The organism is Streptomyces sp. NPDC001508 (assembly GCF_040298665.1).
Lineage (GTDB): Bacteria > Actinomycetota > Actinomycetes > Streptomycetales > Streptomycetaceae > Streptomyces.
The window spans coordinates 1-15,932 of record NZ_JBEPAP010000062.1; the positions used below are offsets into that span (position 1 = coordinate 1).

Consider the following 15,932-nt stretch of genomic DNA (forward strand, 5'->3'; position numbering starts at 1 on the left):
GCCCCCGCGCAGCCGGCGGCGGGGCGGCGGGGACCGCCGCGGGCCGGGGATGCGGGCCCGGGGCGGCCCGGGCGGCGGGGCGTGGGTCACGGCAGGTCCCCTCGGAGACGATCTACCCGCACCCTACGCAGACCCCCCTGCCCCCGCAGTCCGAACCCCACCCCGACAACCCACAACTGGCCCTCCACCAACCGGCCCTCCACCCGGCGGGCCTTCGCCCCGGCGTCTCTCCGTCCCTCCCGGCCGTCTCTCTGTCCCGGCGGGCCTGCGCCCGGCGGTTCTCCGTCCGGTGGTTGTCTGCCGTGGTGGTCTTGCGTGCGGTGGTTGTCTGCCGTGGTGGTCCTCGGCCCCGGCGGTCCTCGGCCCCGCCGGTTCTCCGTCCCGGAGGCGCTGCCGCCGGCGACGGCCCCTCTGCATGACCCCTGGCCCAGGCGACCACTCCCGGAGGCCGACCTCCGGGCCGGCCGTGCTCGGAGGCCAAGTCCCGCCCGGGTGACCACACTCGAAAGCCAATCCCCCGGATAGGCGACGACATCCCTGCCCAGCGCCCCCACCCCCTGTCCGGCGCCGTCGTCGGTGTTCGCGCCCCGACGCAGCCGCACCGTTGGCGTCCGCGCCATCGGCTCGTCTTCACCGATGACCGGCCCCGCCACCGGCGCGGACGAGCCACCCGTCCGCGCCCGCCGGTGGTCAGCCCCGGGCCGGCCCACCGCCGGCACCTGCGCCCCCGGCCTGCACATGCCGCCGGTGTTCGCGCCTCCGCCCGCAGCCGCCACCGGCGCGAACGAGCCCCCAGCTGCCCACGGGCGACCACACGTCCGCTCAGCCCCACCGCCGGTGCCCGCGCCCCTGGCCCACACCTGCCGTCGGCGTCTGCGCTACCGGCCCAGCCGCCCCACCGGCGCTGTCAGGAGCTTGAGGGCGGGGTGTGGGCGGCCAGCGGTTCGAGGTAGCGGATCAGGACGTTCTTGATCTCCTGGACGTACGCGTCGCGTTCGGCACCTTCGTGGGAGAGGGCAAGCTCCAGCCCGGCCTTGTGGATGCTGAGGCAGATGTGTGCCGTGCGCGTGACCTCGGCCGCGGACAGGCCGGCCAGGTAGGAGGAGAGCAGTTCCTCGATGCGGGCGATCAGCGTCGCGTGCAGGGCGTCGTGTTCCTCGGCGATCCGGCCGGGCGTGTCGGGGCCCTTCATCAGCGCGAAGAACACGGGGTGCTCGCTGCTGAACGCGACGAAGCGGTCGACCGCCGCGCCGACTGTCTCCGCGAGCGGGGTGGCGGGGTCGACCCGAGTGAGCACCGCGCCGTACGTCTCGCGCATCTCGTGCATCAGCCGGCCGCCCAGCTCGATCGCGATCGCTTCCTTGTTGGGGAAGAACTGGTAGAGCGTGCCCGGCGAGACGCCCGCCTCGCGGGCGATGGCGTTGGTGCTGGCGGCCGTGTAGCCGGTCGCGCAGAAGACCGACGCTGCGGCATCCAGCAGTTGGGCGATGCGCCGCTCGCCGCGGGCCTGGCGGCGGCGCGGCTGTTCCTTCCGGGGCTTTTCCGGGGTCACCGGCTCGTTCCCCGGGGTCCCCGACGGTTCGGGCGTCTCGGGCTTGTCGGACACGCGTTATCCCCAGCTCTTCGAACGCGATTGACAAACACGAGCGGTCACTCGCATTCTAGGAAAACGCGAGCGATCTCTCGTGTTTGCCAGTCTATGGCAATGGCTGATCCATGCTGCCGTGCTTGCACGGACGCACAGGTCACGGTGAAGGGGACACCGCAGGATGACCGAAGTCAACAAGCCGCCGCACACCGGGAACGCGCCTCCTGACGTCGGCGGCTGGACCCGCTTGGTGACCGCCAGGCCCAGACTGTCGCTGCTCGCGGCCCTCGTGCTCACCGTGCTCGCGGTGCTGGCCGGCAGCGGGGTCGCGGACCGCCTGGGTAGCGGCGGCTGGGAGGACCCGGCCGCCGAGTCGACGTACGCCACCAAGGCGCTGGAGCGCGAGTTTCCCGACTCGCAGCCCAACCTGCTGCTCCTGGTCGACGCCGGCGGCTCCTCCGTCGACGACCCGGCGGTCGCGGCCCGGGCACGGGATCTCGCCGGCCGTCTGGCGAGCGAGCGGGGCCTCACGGGCGTCGGCTCCTACTGGCAGACCAAGTCGCCCGCCCTGCGCGCGAAGGACGGCCACGAGGCGCTGATCGCCGCGCGCATAACGGGCGACGAGAAGGCGATGGGGGAGACCCTGGACCGCATCGCGCCCCACTACCGAGGGACGCACGGCCCGGTGGAGGTGCGGATCGGCGGGGCCGGTCCTCGTCGACTCCAAGCACGCGATAGCCGAACGCCTGCCCTGGGCGGCCGCGTTCATCGTGATCGTCACCCTGCTGCTGGTCTTCCTGCTCACCGGCAGCGTGCTGATACCCCTCCAGGCCGTGGTGCTCAACGCGCTCAGCCTGACGGCCATGTTCGGCGCGGTGGTCTGGGTCTTCCAGGACGGCCATCTGTCCGGCCCGCTCAGCTTCACCAGCACCGGTTCCATCGAGACGACCCTGCCCGTCCTGATGTTCTGCGTGGCCTTCGGTCTCTCCATGGACTACGGCGTGTTCCTGCTCTCCCGCATCAAGGAGGAGTACGACCGCACCGGCGACCACACCGAGGCCGTGCGCCACGGACTCCAGCGCACGGGCGGGTTGATCACGGCGGCGGCGGTCATCCTGGCCGTGGTCATGGTCGCGATCGGCACCTCACGGGTGACCAACACCAAGATGCTCGGACTCGGCATCGCACTGGCCGTGCTGATGGACGCGATGGTCGTACGCAGCCTGCTGGTCCCGGCGATCATGCGACTGACCGGCCGCGCCACATGGTGGGCCCCCGCCCCCCTACGCAGCTTCCACAACCGCTTCGGCCTGACCGAAACCGCCCCAGCACCAACAGCCCGACAGCGACCCAAGGGGGCGCAGGGAACTGCGCGCCCAGCCCCCACACGGCCGCAGCCGCCCGACGACGCATCATGGGTCCACCCCAAGCGGAGTGCAACCGCGGAGCGGAACCGCAGATGAGCCGGTCAGAAGGAGAGACACACGCGGGCTGTGGTGTTCGAGCGGTACGGAGAGCCCGCCGAGATCAGGGAGGTGACGGACCCGGAGCCGACGGAGCCTGGAGATCCTCGGCGGCCACGGCATGGCCGCGCACGCCCACCGGGTGATGCTGGAACTGGTCCGGGCGGGGGCGCTGCGCCCCGACCGGCCGGTGACGGCGGTGACCCCGCTGGAGGCGGCACCGTCCGCGCCGGCCGCGATGGGCACCGAACCGGGACCCGGGGTGACGGTCATCGACCCATGCTCCTGAGGCCCGCCCACGCCCAAACGAGCGGCCCCGTGTTCACCGGCGCACCATGCCCCGCCCGGAGGTGGCGCACCGTGCTCCATCCGGAGGTGACGCACCGTGCCCCGCCCGGGGGCGGGGCACGGTGGAGGGTGGCGGTCAGTTCTGGCGTCTGCCGCGGTTGCCGGGACGGGAGGCGACCCAGGCGCGGACGGTGTCCGCGTACCAGTAGGGCTTACCTCCCTCCACATGGTCGGGCGGGGGTAGCAGCCCGTGTTTGCGATAGGACCGTACGGTGTCCGGCTGCACCTTGATGTGTGCCGCGATCTCCTTGTAGGACCAGAGTCTTCTGTCGGTCATGAGTCGCACCTCCCTGCGCGCGCCGCGGCGGCGGCCGGGACGGCCGTCGGGGGAGCCGGGCGCTGCACTGGCGATCACCACGCCTGTGTCCGGTCAACGACGCACAGTGAGCACGGGCAAGGGGCTGTCGACCGGATGTGACCGAGAACCCGCGTACACGCGACATGTGTGACACGGCCAAGGCGTTTGTGACACGGCCGATGCAAAGGAGTCGCCGGTTCAGTGTGGACGTGAAGGCGGAGGCCGGTGCAGGGGTGGGCCGCATCGGACCGGCGGTCCCGTACCGCAACCGGCGGTCCCGTACCGCAACGCGCCCCGTCCGGCGGCGTTACGCGCCGCAGGACCTCAGGAAGGCCCGGGTGCGCTGGGCGATCGGCAGCGGCCGGTCCGGTTCGCAGGGGTACATGTCCTGCTCGACGATCGCGAACAGGTCGACGTCCAGCCTCGCCGCCGCCTCCAGGACCGGGCCGAGCGCGGGCACGCCGGACGGCGGTTCGCACATGACGCCCTTGGCGACCGCGGGCCCGAACGGGATGCCGTCCGCCCGTACCTCGGCGAGGATCTCCGGGTCCACCTGCTTGAGGTGCAGATAGCCGATGCGTTCGCCGTAGGTCTGGATCAGCTTGACGCTGTCCCCGCCGCAGTACGCGTAGTGCCCGGTGTCCAGGCACAGCGACACCAGGGAGGAGTCGGTGCCGTCGAGGAAGCGGACGACGTTCTCCTCGCTGTCGATATGGGTGTCGGCGTGCGGGTGGACGACGATCTCCAGGCCGTGGCGTTCGCGCACCTCGCGGCCGAGCCGTTCGGTCAGCGAGGTGAGATTCCGCCACTGCTCGGGGGTCAGCGTGTCCGGCTCCAGCACCTCACCGGTCTTGTCGTCGCGCCAGAACGACGGGATGACGACCAGGTGCCGGGCGCCCATGGCCTGGGTGAGGGCCGCGATGTCGGAGACATGCGCCCAGGTGCGGTCCCAGACCGCCGGGCCGTGGTGCAGGCCGGTGAAGACGGTGCCGGCCGACACCTTCAGGCCGCGCCGGGCGGTCTCCTCGGTGAGGACGGCCGGATCGGTCGGCAGATAGCCGTAGGGGCCCAGTTCGATCCACTCGTAGCCGGATGCGGCGACCTCGTCGAGGAAGCGCCGCCAGGGCACCTGCCGGGGGTCGTCCGGGAACCACACGCCCCAGGAGTCGGGGGCCGATCCGACCCGGATGCGGGAGAGGCCGGGGACGGGAGACTGAGGTGACAACGGCGTCATGGCCGCCAGGGTGCGGGTCACGGAAGGGGGTGTCAAGCTCTCGTCCGAATGTCTGGACAAAACATTGACAGGGTGCCCGGTCGGGACTACAAACCGGGGGAGAGCCGTGTGCTGGAGAAGGGAAGCCGATGGCGTACGACCTGATCACCATGGGGCGGATCGGAGTGGATCTGTATCCGTTGCAGACGGGGGTGCCGCTCGCCCGGGTGTCCTCCTTCGGCAAGTTCCTCGGCGGGTCGGCGACGAACGTCGCGGTCGCCGCGGCCCGGCTCGGCAGAAGCACCGCCGTGATCACCCGAACCGGTGACGACCCGTTCGGCGCCTATCTGCACGAGGCCCTGCGCGGCTTCGGCGTCGACGACCGCTGGGTCACCGCGGTCCCCGGGCTGCCCACCCCGGTCACCTTCTGCGAGGTCTTCCCGCCGGACGACTTCCCGCTCTACTTCTACCGGCAGCCCAAGGCGCCCGACCTGGAGATCGACGCCCACGATCTGGACCTCGACGCCGTTCGGGAGGCCCGCGTCTTCTGGGTCACCGGCACCGGCCTGAGCGAGGAGCCCAGCCGCACGGCGACCCTGGCGGTGCTCGCGCACCGCGCCAGGTCCGGCACGACGGTCTTCGACCTCGACTGGCGCCCCATGTTCTGGTCCGACCCGGACGCGGCGCGCGCGTTCTACGCGGAGGCACTGCGCCACACCACCGTCGCCGTCGGCAACCTCGACGAGGTGGAGGTGGCCACCGGGGTCCGCGAGCCGCACGCCGCGGCCCGCGCGCTGCTCGACGCGGGCGTCGAGATCGCCGTCGTCAAGCAGGGACCCAAGGGCGTCCTCGCGGTCAGCGGGAGCGGCGAGCGGGCCGAAGTGCCGCCGCTGCCGGTCACCGTCCTGAACGGACTCGGTGCCGGTGACGCCTTCGGCGGCTCCCTGTGCCACGGCCTGCTGGCCGGCTGGGACCTGGAGACGGTCATGCGGCACGCCAACGCGGCCGGCGCCATTGTCGCCTCCCGGCTGGAGTGCTCCTCGGCGATGCCCACCCCGGACGAGGTGGCCGCCGCGCTCGCGGCCGGAGCGGTGCTGTGAGGGCCGGCCGGGCCACCGGCGCCCACCCCGAGGGCGCGGACGGCGACGGACACGTCCGCAAGGACAACGGCGGGCACCTCCGCAAGGACGGACACGTCCGCAAGGACAGCGACGGGCACGCGCGCGTGGACGTCTCCGCGCTGGTGCGCACCCGCACCCGCCGCCCCGAGGCGGTGGCCGAGGCGGCGGCCCGCCGCCCGCGCCGCCCGCTGCTGGGCGAGCACGGCCGGCTGATGATCGTCGCCGCCGACCACCCGGCCCGTGGCGCCCTCGGCATCGGCGAGCGCAGGCTGGCCATGGCCAACCGCGCCGACCTGCTGGAGCGGCTGTGCCTGGCGCTGTCCCGCCCCGGTGTGGACGGGGTCCTCGCGACCGCCGACATCCTCGACGACCTGCTGCTGCTCGGCGCCCTCGACCACAAGATCGTCATGGGCTCCATGAACCGTGGTGGACTCCAGGGCGCCTCCTTCGAACTCGACGACCGCTTCACCGGCCACCGCCCCGAGGACATCGAGCGGCTCGGCTTCGACGCGGGCAAGCTGCTGCTGCGCATCGACTACGCCGACCCGGGTTCGCTGACCACCCTGGAGTCCACAGCGCGCGTCATAGACGCGATGGCCGAGCGCCGGCTGCCGGTGTTCGTCGAGCCGTTCATCAGTCGTCGTACGCCCGAGGGCAGGCTGCGCAACGACCTGTCCGCGGAGGCCGTCATCCGCTCCATCGCCATCGCCTCGGGCCTCGGCGGTACGTCCGCCTACACATGGTTGAAGGTGCCGGTCACCGAGCACCCGGACGACATGGCCGAGGTCATGGCGACCTCCACGCTGCCCGCGGTGCTGCTCGGCGGCGAGGTCGGCGGCACCCCCGAGGACCAGGAGGCGGCGTACGAGAAGTGGCGCGGTGCCCTGCGCCTGCCCACCGTGCGCGGCCTGGTGGTCGGCCGCTCGCTGCTGTACCCGGCGGACGGCGATGTGGCCGCCGCCGTGGACACCGCCGTAGGACTGCTGTGAGGGCCGCATGACCAGCAAGGACCTGTATCTGCCCCAGGGCTCGACCGCGGGCGCCCGGTACACCGTCGACATCGGCCCCGAGCGGGCCGGTTGGGCGCGCAGCAGCCTGCGCGTCGTCGAACTGACCCCGGGCGGCACCCATATGTTCACCACCGGGGACAGTGAGTGGATCGTGCTTCCGCTCAGCGGCGGTTGTACCGTGCAGGTGGAGGACGAAGAGTTCCAAATCCGGGGCCGGGAGAGCGTGTTCGCCTCCGTCTCCGACTTCGTGTACGCGCCCCGGGACGCCCGGGTCCAGATCGCCTCCGGTGCGGGAGGCCGCTTCGCCCTGGCAGGAGCGAAGTGCGAGCGACGACTCCCCGCCCGCTACGGCCCCGCACCGGAGGTCCCCGTCGAACACCGCGGCAGCGGCACCTGCTCCCGCCTGGTGCGCAACTTCGCCGCCGCCGACGTGTTCGACTGCGACAGGCTGATCGCCGTCGAGGTGATCACCCCCGGCGGCAACTGGTCCTCGTACCCGCCGCACAAGCACGACGAGCACCGGCCGGGCGAGGAGTGTGAACTGGAGGAGATCTACTACTTCGAGATCGCCGGTCCGAACGGTCTGGGCTATCAGCGCGTATTTCCCTCTCGTGAGGGCGGATCCGACGTCCTCGCCGAGGTCCGCACCGGCGACGCCGTCCTCGTACCCGACGGATGGCACGGCCCTTCCATCGCCCAGCCCGGGCACGACATGTACTACCTCAACGTCATGGCGGGTCCGGGCGGGACGCGGGAGTGGCGGATCTGCTTCCATCCAGACCACGCAGAGAGCACAGAGGGGTACCGATGACCTCAACGACGAGGCTCACGGTCGCGCAGGCGCTCGTCCGTTTCCTGTCCGCCCAGTACACGGAGCGGGACGGCGAACGGCACCGGCTCATCAGCGCCACCTGGGGCATCTTCGGGCACGGCAACGTCGCCGGTATCGGTCAGGCGCTCGTCGAGTACGCCGCCGACATGCCGTACCACCAGGGCCGCAACGAACAGGCCATGGTGCACGCGGCGGTCGGCTACGCACGCCAGTCGGGCCGGCTGTCCACGCACGCGGTGACGACGTCCATCGGCCCGGGCGCCACCAATCTGGTCACCGGTGCCGCGCTGGCCACCGTCAACCATCTGCCGGTGCTGCTGCTGCCCGGTGACGTGTTCGCCGCCCGCCCCGCCGACCCGGTGCTCCAGCAGCTGGAAGTCCCGTACGCGGGCGATGTGTCGGTCAACGACAGTCTGCGCCCGGTCTCCCGGTACTTCGACCGGATCACCCGGCCGGAGGCCCTGACACCGTCCGCGCTCCAGGCGGTGCGGGTCCTCACCGATCCCGTCGAGACCGGCGCCGTCACGCTCGCCCTTCCGCAGGACGTCCAGGCGGAGGCGTACGACTGGCCCGAGGAGTTCTTCGCCGAACGGGTGTGGACGGTGCGCCGGCCGCAGGCCGACCCGGTCGAGCTGGCCGCGGCCGTCCGGGCCGTCCGCGCGGCCCGGCGGCCCCTCGTCATCGCGGGCGGCGGCGTCCACCACAGCCGGGCCGAGTCCGCGCTGGCCGCGTTCGCCGAGGCCACCCGCGTCCCGGTCGCCGCCACCCAGGCCGGCAAGGGCTCGCTGCGCTGGGACCATCCGCAGGACGTGGGCGGCGTCGGCCACACCGGTACGGCGACCGCGGACGAACTGGCCCGCACCGCCGACCTGGTGATCGGCGTCGGCACCCGCTACACCGACTTCACCACCGCGTCCGGCACCCTCTTCGAGAACCCGGACGTCCGCTTCCTCAATGTCAACATCGCCGCCTTCGACGGTCACAAGCTGGCCGGGCTGCCGCTCGTCGCCGACGCCCGGGACGCGCTGCGCGCGCTCACCGGGGCCCTCGCAGAGCACGGGTGGCGGGTCGCCGACGCGTATGTCGGCGAGTACACGGAGGACAAGGAGCGCTGGGAGCAGCGCGTCGACGCCTGCTACGAGGCCGACGAGCCGGACGTCCGGCCGACCCAGCCACAGGTGCTCGGCGCGCTCGACGAGATCGTCGACGAGTCCGACATCGTCGTCAACGCGGCCGGCTCCCTGCCCGGCGATCTGCACAAGCTGTGGCGGGCGCGGTCACGGGACCAGTACCACCTGGAGTACGGCTACTCGTGCATGGGCTACGAGATCCCCGCCGCCATCGGGGTGAAGCTCGCCGCGCCCGACCGGCCGGTGTGGGCGCTGGTCGGCGACGGTACGTATCTGATGATGCCGACCGAGATCGTCACGGCCGTGCAGGAGGGCGTCGCGATCAAGCTGCTGCTGGTGCAGAACCACGGCTACGCGTCCATCGGCGGGCTCTCGGAGTCGGTGGGCGGCGAGCGGTTCGGCACCGCCTACCGTTTCCCGGCCGAGGACGGCACCCACACGGGCGCCCCGCTGCCGGTGGACCTCGCCGCCAACGCGGCCAGTCTCGGCATGCGCGTGCTGCGCGCCAGGACCGTGCGGGACCTGCGGGCGGCGCTCGCCGAGGCGCGGGCCGCCGAGACTCCCACATGTGTCTACGTGGAGACCGAAACGGCCGACACTGTGTCGGGCGCGCCTCCGGCGCAGGCCTGGTGGGATGTTCCTGTGGCCGAGGCCGCGACCCGATCGTCCGCGGTCAAGGCACGCGAGCTGTACGAACGGCATGTCTCGACCCGACGCCGCCATCTGTGAAGGAGTAACCGGGCATGACGAAGATCGTCAACCACTGGATCGGCGGCAAGACCGTCGAAGGCGCCTCGGGGACGTACGGGCCGGTCACCGACCCGGCGACCGGGGCGGTCACCACCAAGGTCGCGTTCGCCACCGTCGACGAGGTGGACGCGGCGGTCGCGGCGGCCAGGGACGCCTTCGCGACATGGGGCCGGTCCTCGCTGGCCAAGCGCACGGAGATCCTGTTCCGCTTCCGCGCGCTGCTCGACGGCCACCGCGACGAGATCGCCGCCCTGATCACCGCCGAGCACGGCAAGGTGCACTCCGACGCGCTCGGCGAGGTCGCGCGCGGCATGGAGATCGTCGACCTGGCCTGCGGCATCAACGTGCAGCTCAAGGGCGAGCTGTCCACGCAGGTCGCGAGCCGCGTGGACGTGTCCTCGATCCGGCAGCCGCTGGGTGTCGTCGCGGGCATCACCCCGTTCAACTTCCCGGCGATGGTCCCGATGTGGATGTTCCCGATCGCCATCGCGTGCGGCAACACGTTTGTCCTGAAGCCGTCCGAGAAGGACCCGTCGGCGTCCGTCAGGATCGCCGAGCTGCTGGCCGAGGCCGGTCTGCCGGACGGTGTCTTCAACATCGTGCACGGCGACAAGGTGGCCGTGGACCGGCTCCTGGAGCACCCGGACGTCAAGGCCGTCTCCTTCGTCGGCTCGACCCCGATCGCCCGCTACATCCACACCACCGCCGCCGCGAACGGCAAGCGCGTCCAGGCCCTGGGCGGCGCCAAGAACCACATGCTGGTCCTGCCGGACGCCGACCTGGACGCGGCGGCCGACGCGGCCGTCTCCGCCGCCTACGGCTCCGCGGGCGAGCGCTGCATGGCCATCTCGGCGGTCGTCGCGGTCGGTGCGATCGGCGACACGCTGGTGGCGAAGATCCGCGAGCGCGCCGAGCGGATCAAGATCGGTCCCGGCAACGACCCGACGAGCGAGATGGGCCCGCTGATCACGGCCGCGCACCGCGACAAGGTGGCCTCGTACGTACGGGGTGCCGCCGCCGAGGGCGCCGAGGTCGTGCTCGACGGCACCGGCCACACCGTCGAGGGCTTCGAGGACGGCCACTGGATCGGCATCTCGCTGCTCGACAAGGTGCCGACCGGCGCGAAGGCGTACCAGGACGAGATCTTCGGCCCGGTGCTGTGCGTGCTGCGCGTCGACACCTACGAGGAGGGCCTGGCCCTCATCAACGGCTCGCCGTTCGGCAACGGCACCGCGATCTTCACCCGGGACGGCGGCGCCGCCCGCCGCTTCCAACTGGAGGTGGAGGCGGGCATGGTCGGGGTGAACGTGCCGATCCCGGTTCCCGTGGGCTACCACAGCTTCGGCGGCTGGAAGGACTCGCTCTTCGGCGACCACCACATCTACGGCAACGACGGCACGCACTTCTACACCCGCGGCAAGGTCGTCACCACCCGCTGGCCGGACCCGGCCGACGCCCCCGCCGGCGTGGACCTCGGCTTCCCGCGCAACCACTGACCGCCCCGCCTCACGCCCCGCCCTCCACGCCGGGAGACCGCGCAGGGCGGGGCGTCGTCATGCCCGGATCCGGGACGTCCGGATGTCCGGACAGCGGACGTCCCGTCACCCAGGGGCTTCTCGACCGCCGTCTACCTCTCCGAGGAACTGGAGAACCCGCGCCGCAACGTCGCCCGCACGGTTCTGGCCACCCTCGCCATCTCCGCCGTGATCATCCTGGTCCCGGTCGTCGCCATCACCATGGGCGCCTCCGACATCGAGCAGCTGACCGGCGGCGACATCGGCTCCATGGTCACCGCCTGGTCCAACTCGGCCGTCGGCACCTTCGTCAGCCTCTGCGTCGCCCTGGCCATCATCAACGCGGGCATCGTCATGGTCATCCAGAACTCCCGCGTGCTGTTCGCCTCCGCCCGCGACAAGGCCTGGCCCGAACCGGTCAACAACCTCTTCTCCCGGCTCGGCCGCTTCGGCTCCCCCTGGGTCGCCACCCTCGCCGTCGGCGTCCCCGGCGCGCTGCTCTGCTTCGTCAACCTGGACACGCTGTACGGCGTCACGGGCGTGTCGGTGACCGGCATGTACCTGCTGGTCGCGGTCGCCGCCCTGCTGGCCCGCCGCAGCCCGCACCGGCACACGCCCGCCTGGCGCATGCCGCTGTGGCCCGCGGTGCCGGTCCTGCTCATCGCCGTCCTGGCCTACGTCCTCAGCACGCAGGAGGCGGCCTATCTGCTGTGGACCGGCGGCATCATGGCCGTCGCCACCCTCTACTGGGTCCTCTATCTGCGCCCGCGCCGCGACACCCGCTGGCTGGTGTCGATCCCGGAGGATGCGGGGACCTGATCTCGCCGGCTGTGACCCGGCGCGTACCACGTCCGCGGTATGCCGGAGCGGGCCCGTACTCCTCGGGAAGGTGCGGGTGTTCCGACCGGTGACTGCATCCGTTGTCGGTGGCGGCCCGTACCGTTGAGGCATGGATCTTCGACTGCCCGGTTGGCGCGGGCTGCTCCGGGGGCCGCGGCGGCTGTGGACCGCCGCGGCCGCCGTCGTGGTGCTCGCCGGCGCCGGCACGTGGACGGCCGTCGCCGCCGACGACCCGCCCCGGGTACACCGGACCGACCAGGTCATGACCATGGCCGACGGTACCCACATCGACACCTCGTACTTCACCTCGGCCGCCGCGGGCCGCCGCCCGGCCGTCCTGCTGGCGCACGGCTTCGGCGGCAGCAAGGACGACCTGCGCGCCCAGGCCCAGGACCTGGCCCGGGACGGATACGCGGTGCTGACCTGGTCCGCGCGCGGCTTCGGGAAGTCGACCGGCAGGATCGGGCTGAACGACCCGCGGCACGAGGTCTCCGACGTCTCCCGGCTCATCGACTGGCTGGCACAGCAGCCCCAGGTCCGGCTCGACAAACAGGGCGACCCGCGCGTCGGCATGGCAGGCGGCTCCTACGGCGGCGCGATCTCCCTGCTCGCCGCCGGACACGACCACCGGGTGGACGCCATCGCCCCGGCGATCACGTACTGGAACCTGGCGGACGCCCTGTTCCCGAACGGCGTGTTCAAGAAGCTGTGGGCGGGGATCTTCTTCAACACCGGCGGCGGCTGCGCCAGATTCGAACCCGCCCTGTGCGCCATGTACGACCGGATCGGCGAGTCGGGCAGGCCGGACGCCGCCGCCCGCACACTGCTGGAGCAGCGCTCGCCGTCCGCCGTCGCCGACCGCATCAAGGTGCCCACGCTCCTCGTGCAGGGGCAGACCGACTCCCTGTTCACGCTCGCCCAGTCCGACGCCGCCGAGAAGGCGATCCGGGCGAACGGCGCCCCGGTCGACGTCGACTGGATCGCGGGCGGGCATGACGGCGGCGACATGGAGACGGACCGTGTGCAGGCGCGCGTCACGGCCTGGTTCGACCGCTACCTCAAGGACGACAAGGGAACCGACACCGGCCCGGCGTTCCGCATCACCCGCACCGGAGGCGTCGACTCCACCAACGGCACGGCCCTGCAGCGCGGCGCGAGCGCCGACACCTACCCCGGCTTGGAGGCCGGCCGCCGCTCCCTCGCGCTGACCGGCGGCACACAGCGGGTCGAGAACCCGGCCGGGGCCAGCCCGCCGGGCGTCTCCGCGCTGCCCGGCCTCGGCGCCGCGAGCGGGCTCGGCGGGCTGTCCGCCCTCGGTGTGGGCGTCTCCCTCGACTTCCCCGGCCAGTACGCCGCGTTCGAGTCGTCGCCGGTCGCCACCGACCTGCGCATCACCGGCTCCCCGACGGCCACCGTCCACATCACCTCGACCCGCGACGACGCCGTGCTGTTCGGCAAGGTGTACGACGTCGGACCCGGCGGCAGCCGGCCGGTGCTGCCCGCGCAACTGGTCACCCCGCTGCGTGTCGAGGACGCCAAGTCCGGCAAGGACGTCACGGTCACCCTCCCGGCGATCGACCACGAGGTGCAGAAGGGCCACCGGCTCCGTCTGGTCCTGGCCTCCACGGACCTCGGCTACGCCTCACCGGCGGCCCCGGCGACCTACACCGTCGCCCTCAAGGGCGAGCTGAGCGTGCCGACGGCCCCGGGCGTGACGACCGCGGCGGCGCCGCTGCCGTCCTGGGTGTGGTGGCTGCCACCGGCCGCCGCCGTGCTGGCGCTGGCCCTGCTGCTGACCGCCCGCCGGCGCACGGCGGTGTCCGAGCCCGATCCCGCCCTGGCCGACGTCCCGCTCCAGATCAAGGACCTGAGCAAGCGGTACGCGAAGTCGGCCGACCGGTACGCGGTGCGGGAGGTTTCCTTCCACGTCGAGAAGGGCCAGGTGCTGGGGCTGCTCGGGCCGAACGGCGCGGGCAAGACGACGACCCTGCGCATGCTGATGGGCCTGATCACCCCCGACGACGGGGAGATCCGCGTCTTCGGCCATGCGATCCGACCGGGCGCGCCGGTGCTGTCGCGGGTCGGCGCCTTCGTGGAGGGCGCGGGCTTCCTGCCGCATCTGTCCGGCCGCGAGAACCTGGAACTGTACTGGCGGGCGACCGGCCGTCCGGCCGAGGACGCGCACCTGGACGAGGCCCTCAAGATCGCGGGCCTCGGCGACGCGCTCGCCCGCGCGGTGCGCACCTACTCGCAGGGCATGCGGCAGCGGCTCGCCATCGCCCAGGCCATGCTCGGCCTGCCCGACCTCCTCATCCTTGACGAGCCGACCAACGGTCTCGACCCGCCGCAGATCCGCGAGATGCGCGAGGTGATGATCCGCTACGCGGCGGCGGGCCGTACGGTGATCGTCTCCAGCCATCTCCTCGCCGAGGTCGAACAGTCCTGCACCCACCTGGTGGTGATGGACCGGGGCCGGCTGGTCCAGGCCGGCCCGGTGGGCGAGATCGTCGGCTCGGGCGAGACCCTCCTCGTCGGCCTGGCCACGGACATCACGGACCCGCTGGTCGAAAAGGTAGCGGCGCTGCCCGAGGTGGCATCGGCAACCCGCACGGACGGCGGCCTACTCATCCACCTGACCCCAGCCCCCACCGACCCGCCCCCAAACCCACCCGAACTCCCGTCCCCGGACCCGGGCGGCGGTGGACGCTTGTCGGGGGACACGGCGGCGCCTGCCGCGCGGCTTCTTGTCGAACTGGTCCGGCTCGAAGTCCCCGTCGTCTCGCTCGGGCCCCACCGCCGGCTGGAGGACGCCTTCCTCACCCTGATCGGAGGTTCCGCATGAGCACGCTCGCCGAGCCCGTCGAGGTGGCCTCCGGCTACCGTGCGGGGCACACGCTGCCGCTGCGGGTCGAACTGGTCCGGCAGCTCAAGCGCCGCCGCACGCTCGTCATGGGCGGCATCCTCGGCGCCCTGCCGTTCGTCCTGGTCGTCGCCTTCGCCATCGGCGGCAGCCCGAGCGGACGCGACGGCCAGGTCACCCTGATGGACACGGCCACCGCGTCCGGCGCCAACTTCGCCGCGGTGAACCTGTTCGTGTCGGCGGGCTTCCTCCTCGTCATCCCGGTCGCCCTGTTCTGCGGGGACACGGTCGCCTCGGAGGCGAGCTGGTCGTCCCTGCGCTATCTGCTCGCCGCGCCCGTGCCCAGAGCCCGCCTGCTGTGGTCCAAGCTCGCCGTCGGCCTGGGGCTCAGCCTGGCCGCGATGGTGCTGCTGCCGCTCATGGCCATCGCCGTCGGCACGGCCGCCTACGGCTGGGGCCCGCTGGAGATCCCCACCGGCGGCGCACTGGACCCGGGCACGGCGGCCCAGCGCCTCGTGGTGGTCGTCGCGTACATCTTCGTGTCCCAACTGGTCACCGCGGGGCTGGCGTTCTGGCTGTCCACGAAGACGGACGCGCCGCTCGGCGCGGTCGGCGGCGCGGTCGGCCTGACCATCGTCGGCAACGTCCTGGACGCCGTGACCGCCCTCGGCCACTGGCGTGACTTCCTGCCCGCGCACTGGCAGTTCGCCTGGGCCGACGCCGTGCAGCCGCGCCCCGAGTGGTCCGGCATGATCCAGGGCACCGCGATCTCCATCACGTACGCGCTCGTGCTGTTCGCCCTGGCCTTCCGCGGATTCGCCCGCAAGGACATCGTCTCCTAGAACACCGGAGGATCACCCACCGGTCTCGACGGGCCCGCGTCACCGAGGACGAGGCGGTCCGCCGGCTCGCCGAGGCCGTCGGACAGGCGGACCGCTCCCTCGGCTGACCGCCGGGGCCCGGCG

The 15,932-nt window shown here is 72.3% G+C and carries 10 protein-coding genes and 3 pseudogenes; 10 read left to right on the forward strand and 3 right to left on the reverse strand.

The annotated features are described in order from the left end of the window. Positions 1–907 precede the first annotated feature (907 nt). Entirely contained in the window at positions 908–1,552 is a 645-nt protein-coding gene (locus ABT245_RS36615) for a TetR/AcrR family transcriptional regulator (protein WP_351742654.1), read from the reverse strand. Between the two features lie 217 nt (positions 1,553–1,769). Between ABT245_RS36615 and ABT245_RS36620 the strand changes: the two are divergent. Next, a pseudogene (locus ABT245_RS36620) lies at positions 1,770–3,051 on the forward strand (MMPL family transporter). Positions 3,052–3,148: 97 nt separating this feature from the next. Next, positions 3,149–3,340 (forward strand): annotated as a pseudogene (locus ABT245_RS36625) (alcohol dehydrogenase); the annotation flags it as partial. Positions 3,341–3,475: 135 nt separating this feature from the next. Here the strand turns inward: ABT245_RS36625 and ABT245_RS36630 are convergent. Next, positions 3,476–3,676: a helix-turn-helix transcriptional regulator gene (locus ABT245_RS36630; protein ID WP_121888636.1), complete on the reverse strand. Its 201-nt coding sequence runs from the start codon at positions 3,674–3,676 to the stop codon at positions 3,476–3,478. Positions 3,677–4,004: 328 nt separating this feature from the next. Further along, positions 4,005–4,931 carry a sugar phosphate isomerase/epimerase family protein gene (locus ABT245_RS36635; RefSeq protein ID WP_351742657.1) on the reverse strand — a complete coding sequence of 309 codons (927 nt, stop codon included), beginning with the start codon at positions 4,929–4,931 and terminating at the stop codon, positions 4,005–4,007. A gap of 128 nt (positions 4,932–5,059) precedes the next feature. On the opposite strand from ABT245_RS36635, the gene iolC reads away from it, so the two are divergent. From iolC to ABT245_RS36675, 8 genes and pseudogenes are all read left to right on the forward strand, one after another. Beyond that, positions 5,060–6,010 carry a 5-dehydro-2-deoxygluconokinase gene (iolC, locus tag ABT245_RS36640; RefSeq protein WP_351742561.1) on the forward strand — a complete coding sequence of 317 codons (951 nt, stop codon included), beginning with the start codon at positions 5,060–5,062 and terminating at the stop codon, positions 6,008–6,010. 125 nt (positions 6,011–6,135) lie between these two features. Then, complete coding sequence (locus ABT245_RS36645) at positions 6,136–7,020, forward strand: Cgl0159 family (beta/alpha)8-fold protein (protein ID WP_351742659.1); 885 nt, start codon at positions 6,136–6,138, stop codon at positions 7,018–7,020. Between the two features lie 7 nt (positions 7,021–7,027). Further along, on the forward strand, positions 7,028–7,852 hold the full coding sequence (gene iolB, locus ABT245_RS36650; protein ID WP_351742564.1) for a 5-deoxy-glucuronate isomerase: 825 nt from the start codon (positions 7,028–7,030) through the stop codon (positions 7,850–7,852). Beyond that, a complete protein-coding gene (gene iolD, locus ABT245_RS36655; RefSeq protein ID WP_351742568.1) occupies positions 7,849–9,732 on the forward strand; it encodes a 3D-(3,5/4)-trihydroxycyclohexane-1,2-dione acylhydrolase (decyclizing) in 1,884 nt (627 codons plus the stop codon). The genes iolB and iolD overlap by 4 nt, the downstream gene beginning before the upstream one ends. 14 nt (positions 9,733–9,746) lie before the next feature. Next, positions 9,747–11,249, forward strand: coding sequence for a CoA-acylating methylmalonate-semialdehyde dehydrogenase (gene mmsA / locus ABT245_RS36660; protein ID WP_351742571.1), 1,503 nt, complete (start codon positions 9,747–9,749; stop codon positions 11,247–11,249). 111 nt (positions 11,250–11,360) lie between these two features. Continuing rightward, positions 11,361–12,086 (forward strand): annotated as a pseudogene (locus ABT245_RS36665) (APC family permease); the annotation flags it as partial. A 130-nt stretch (positions 12,087–12,216) separates the two neighbouring features. Further along, on the forward strand, positions 12,217–14,949 hold the full coding sequence (locus ABT245_RS36670) for a CocE/NonD family hydrolase (RefSeq protein WP_351742574.1): 2,733 nt from the start codon (positions 12,217–12,219) through the stop codon (positions 14,947–14,949). Beyond that, positions 14,946–15,809: an ABC transporter permease gene (locus ABT245_RS36675; RefSeq protein ID WP_351742577.1), complete on the forward strand. Its 864-nt coding sequence runs from the start codon at positions 14,946–14,948 to the stop codon at positions 15,807–15,809. The genes ABT245_RS36670 and ABT245_RS36675 overlap by 4 nt, the downstream gene beginning before the upstream one ends. Positions 15,810–15,932: the final 123 nt, after the last annotated feature.

Bases quoted from the DNA above. Each gene is read 5' to 3' on its own strand.
- ABT245_RS36630 (WP_121888636.1), bottom strand. From the start codon at position 3,676: ATGACCGACAGAAGACTCTGGTCCTACAAGGAGATCGCGGCACACATC.
- ABT245_RS36635 (WP_351742657.1), bottom strand. From the start codon at position 4,931: ATGACGCCGTTGTCACCTCAGTCTCCCGTCCCCGGCCTCTCCCGCATC.
- iolC (WP_351742561.1), top strand. From the start codon at position 5,060: ATGGCGTACGACCTGATCACCATGGGGCGGATCGGAGTGGATCTGTAT.
- iolB (WP_351742564.1), top strand. From the start codon at position 7,028: ATGACCAGCAAGGACCTGTATCTGCCCCAGGGCTCGACCGCGGGCGCC.
- iolD (WP_351742568.1), top strand. From the start codon at position 7,849: ATGACCTCAACGACGAGGCTCACGGTCGCGCAGGCGCTCGTCCGTTTC.
- mmsA (WP_351742571.1), top strand. From the start codon at position 9,747: ATGACGAAGATCGTCAACCACTGGATCGGCGGCAAGACCGTCGAAGGC.
- ABT245_RS36670 (WP_351742574.1), top strand. From the start codon at position 12,217: ATGGATCTTCGACTGCCCGGTTGGCGCGGGCTGCTCCGGGGGCCGCGG.
- ABT245_RS36675 (WP_351742577.1), top strand. From the start codon at position 14,946: ATGAGCACGCTCGCCGAGCCCGTCGAGGTGGCCTCCGGCTACCGTGCG.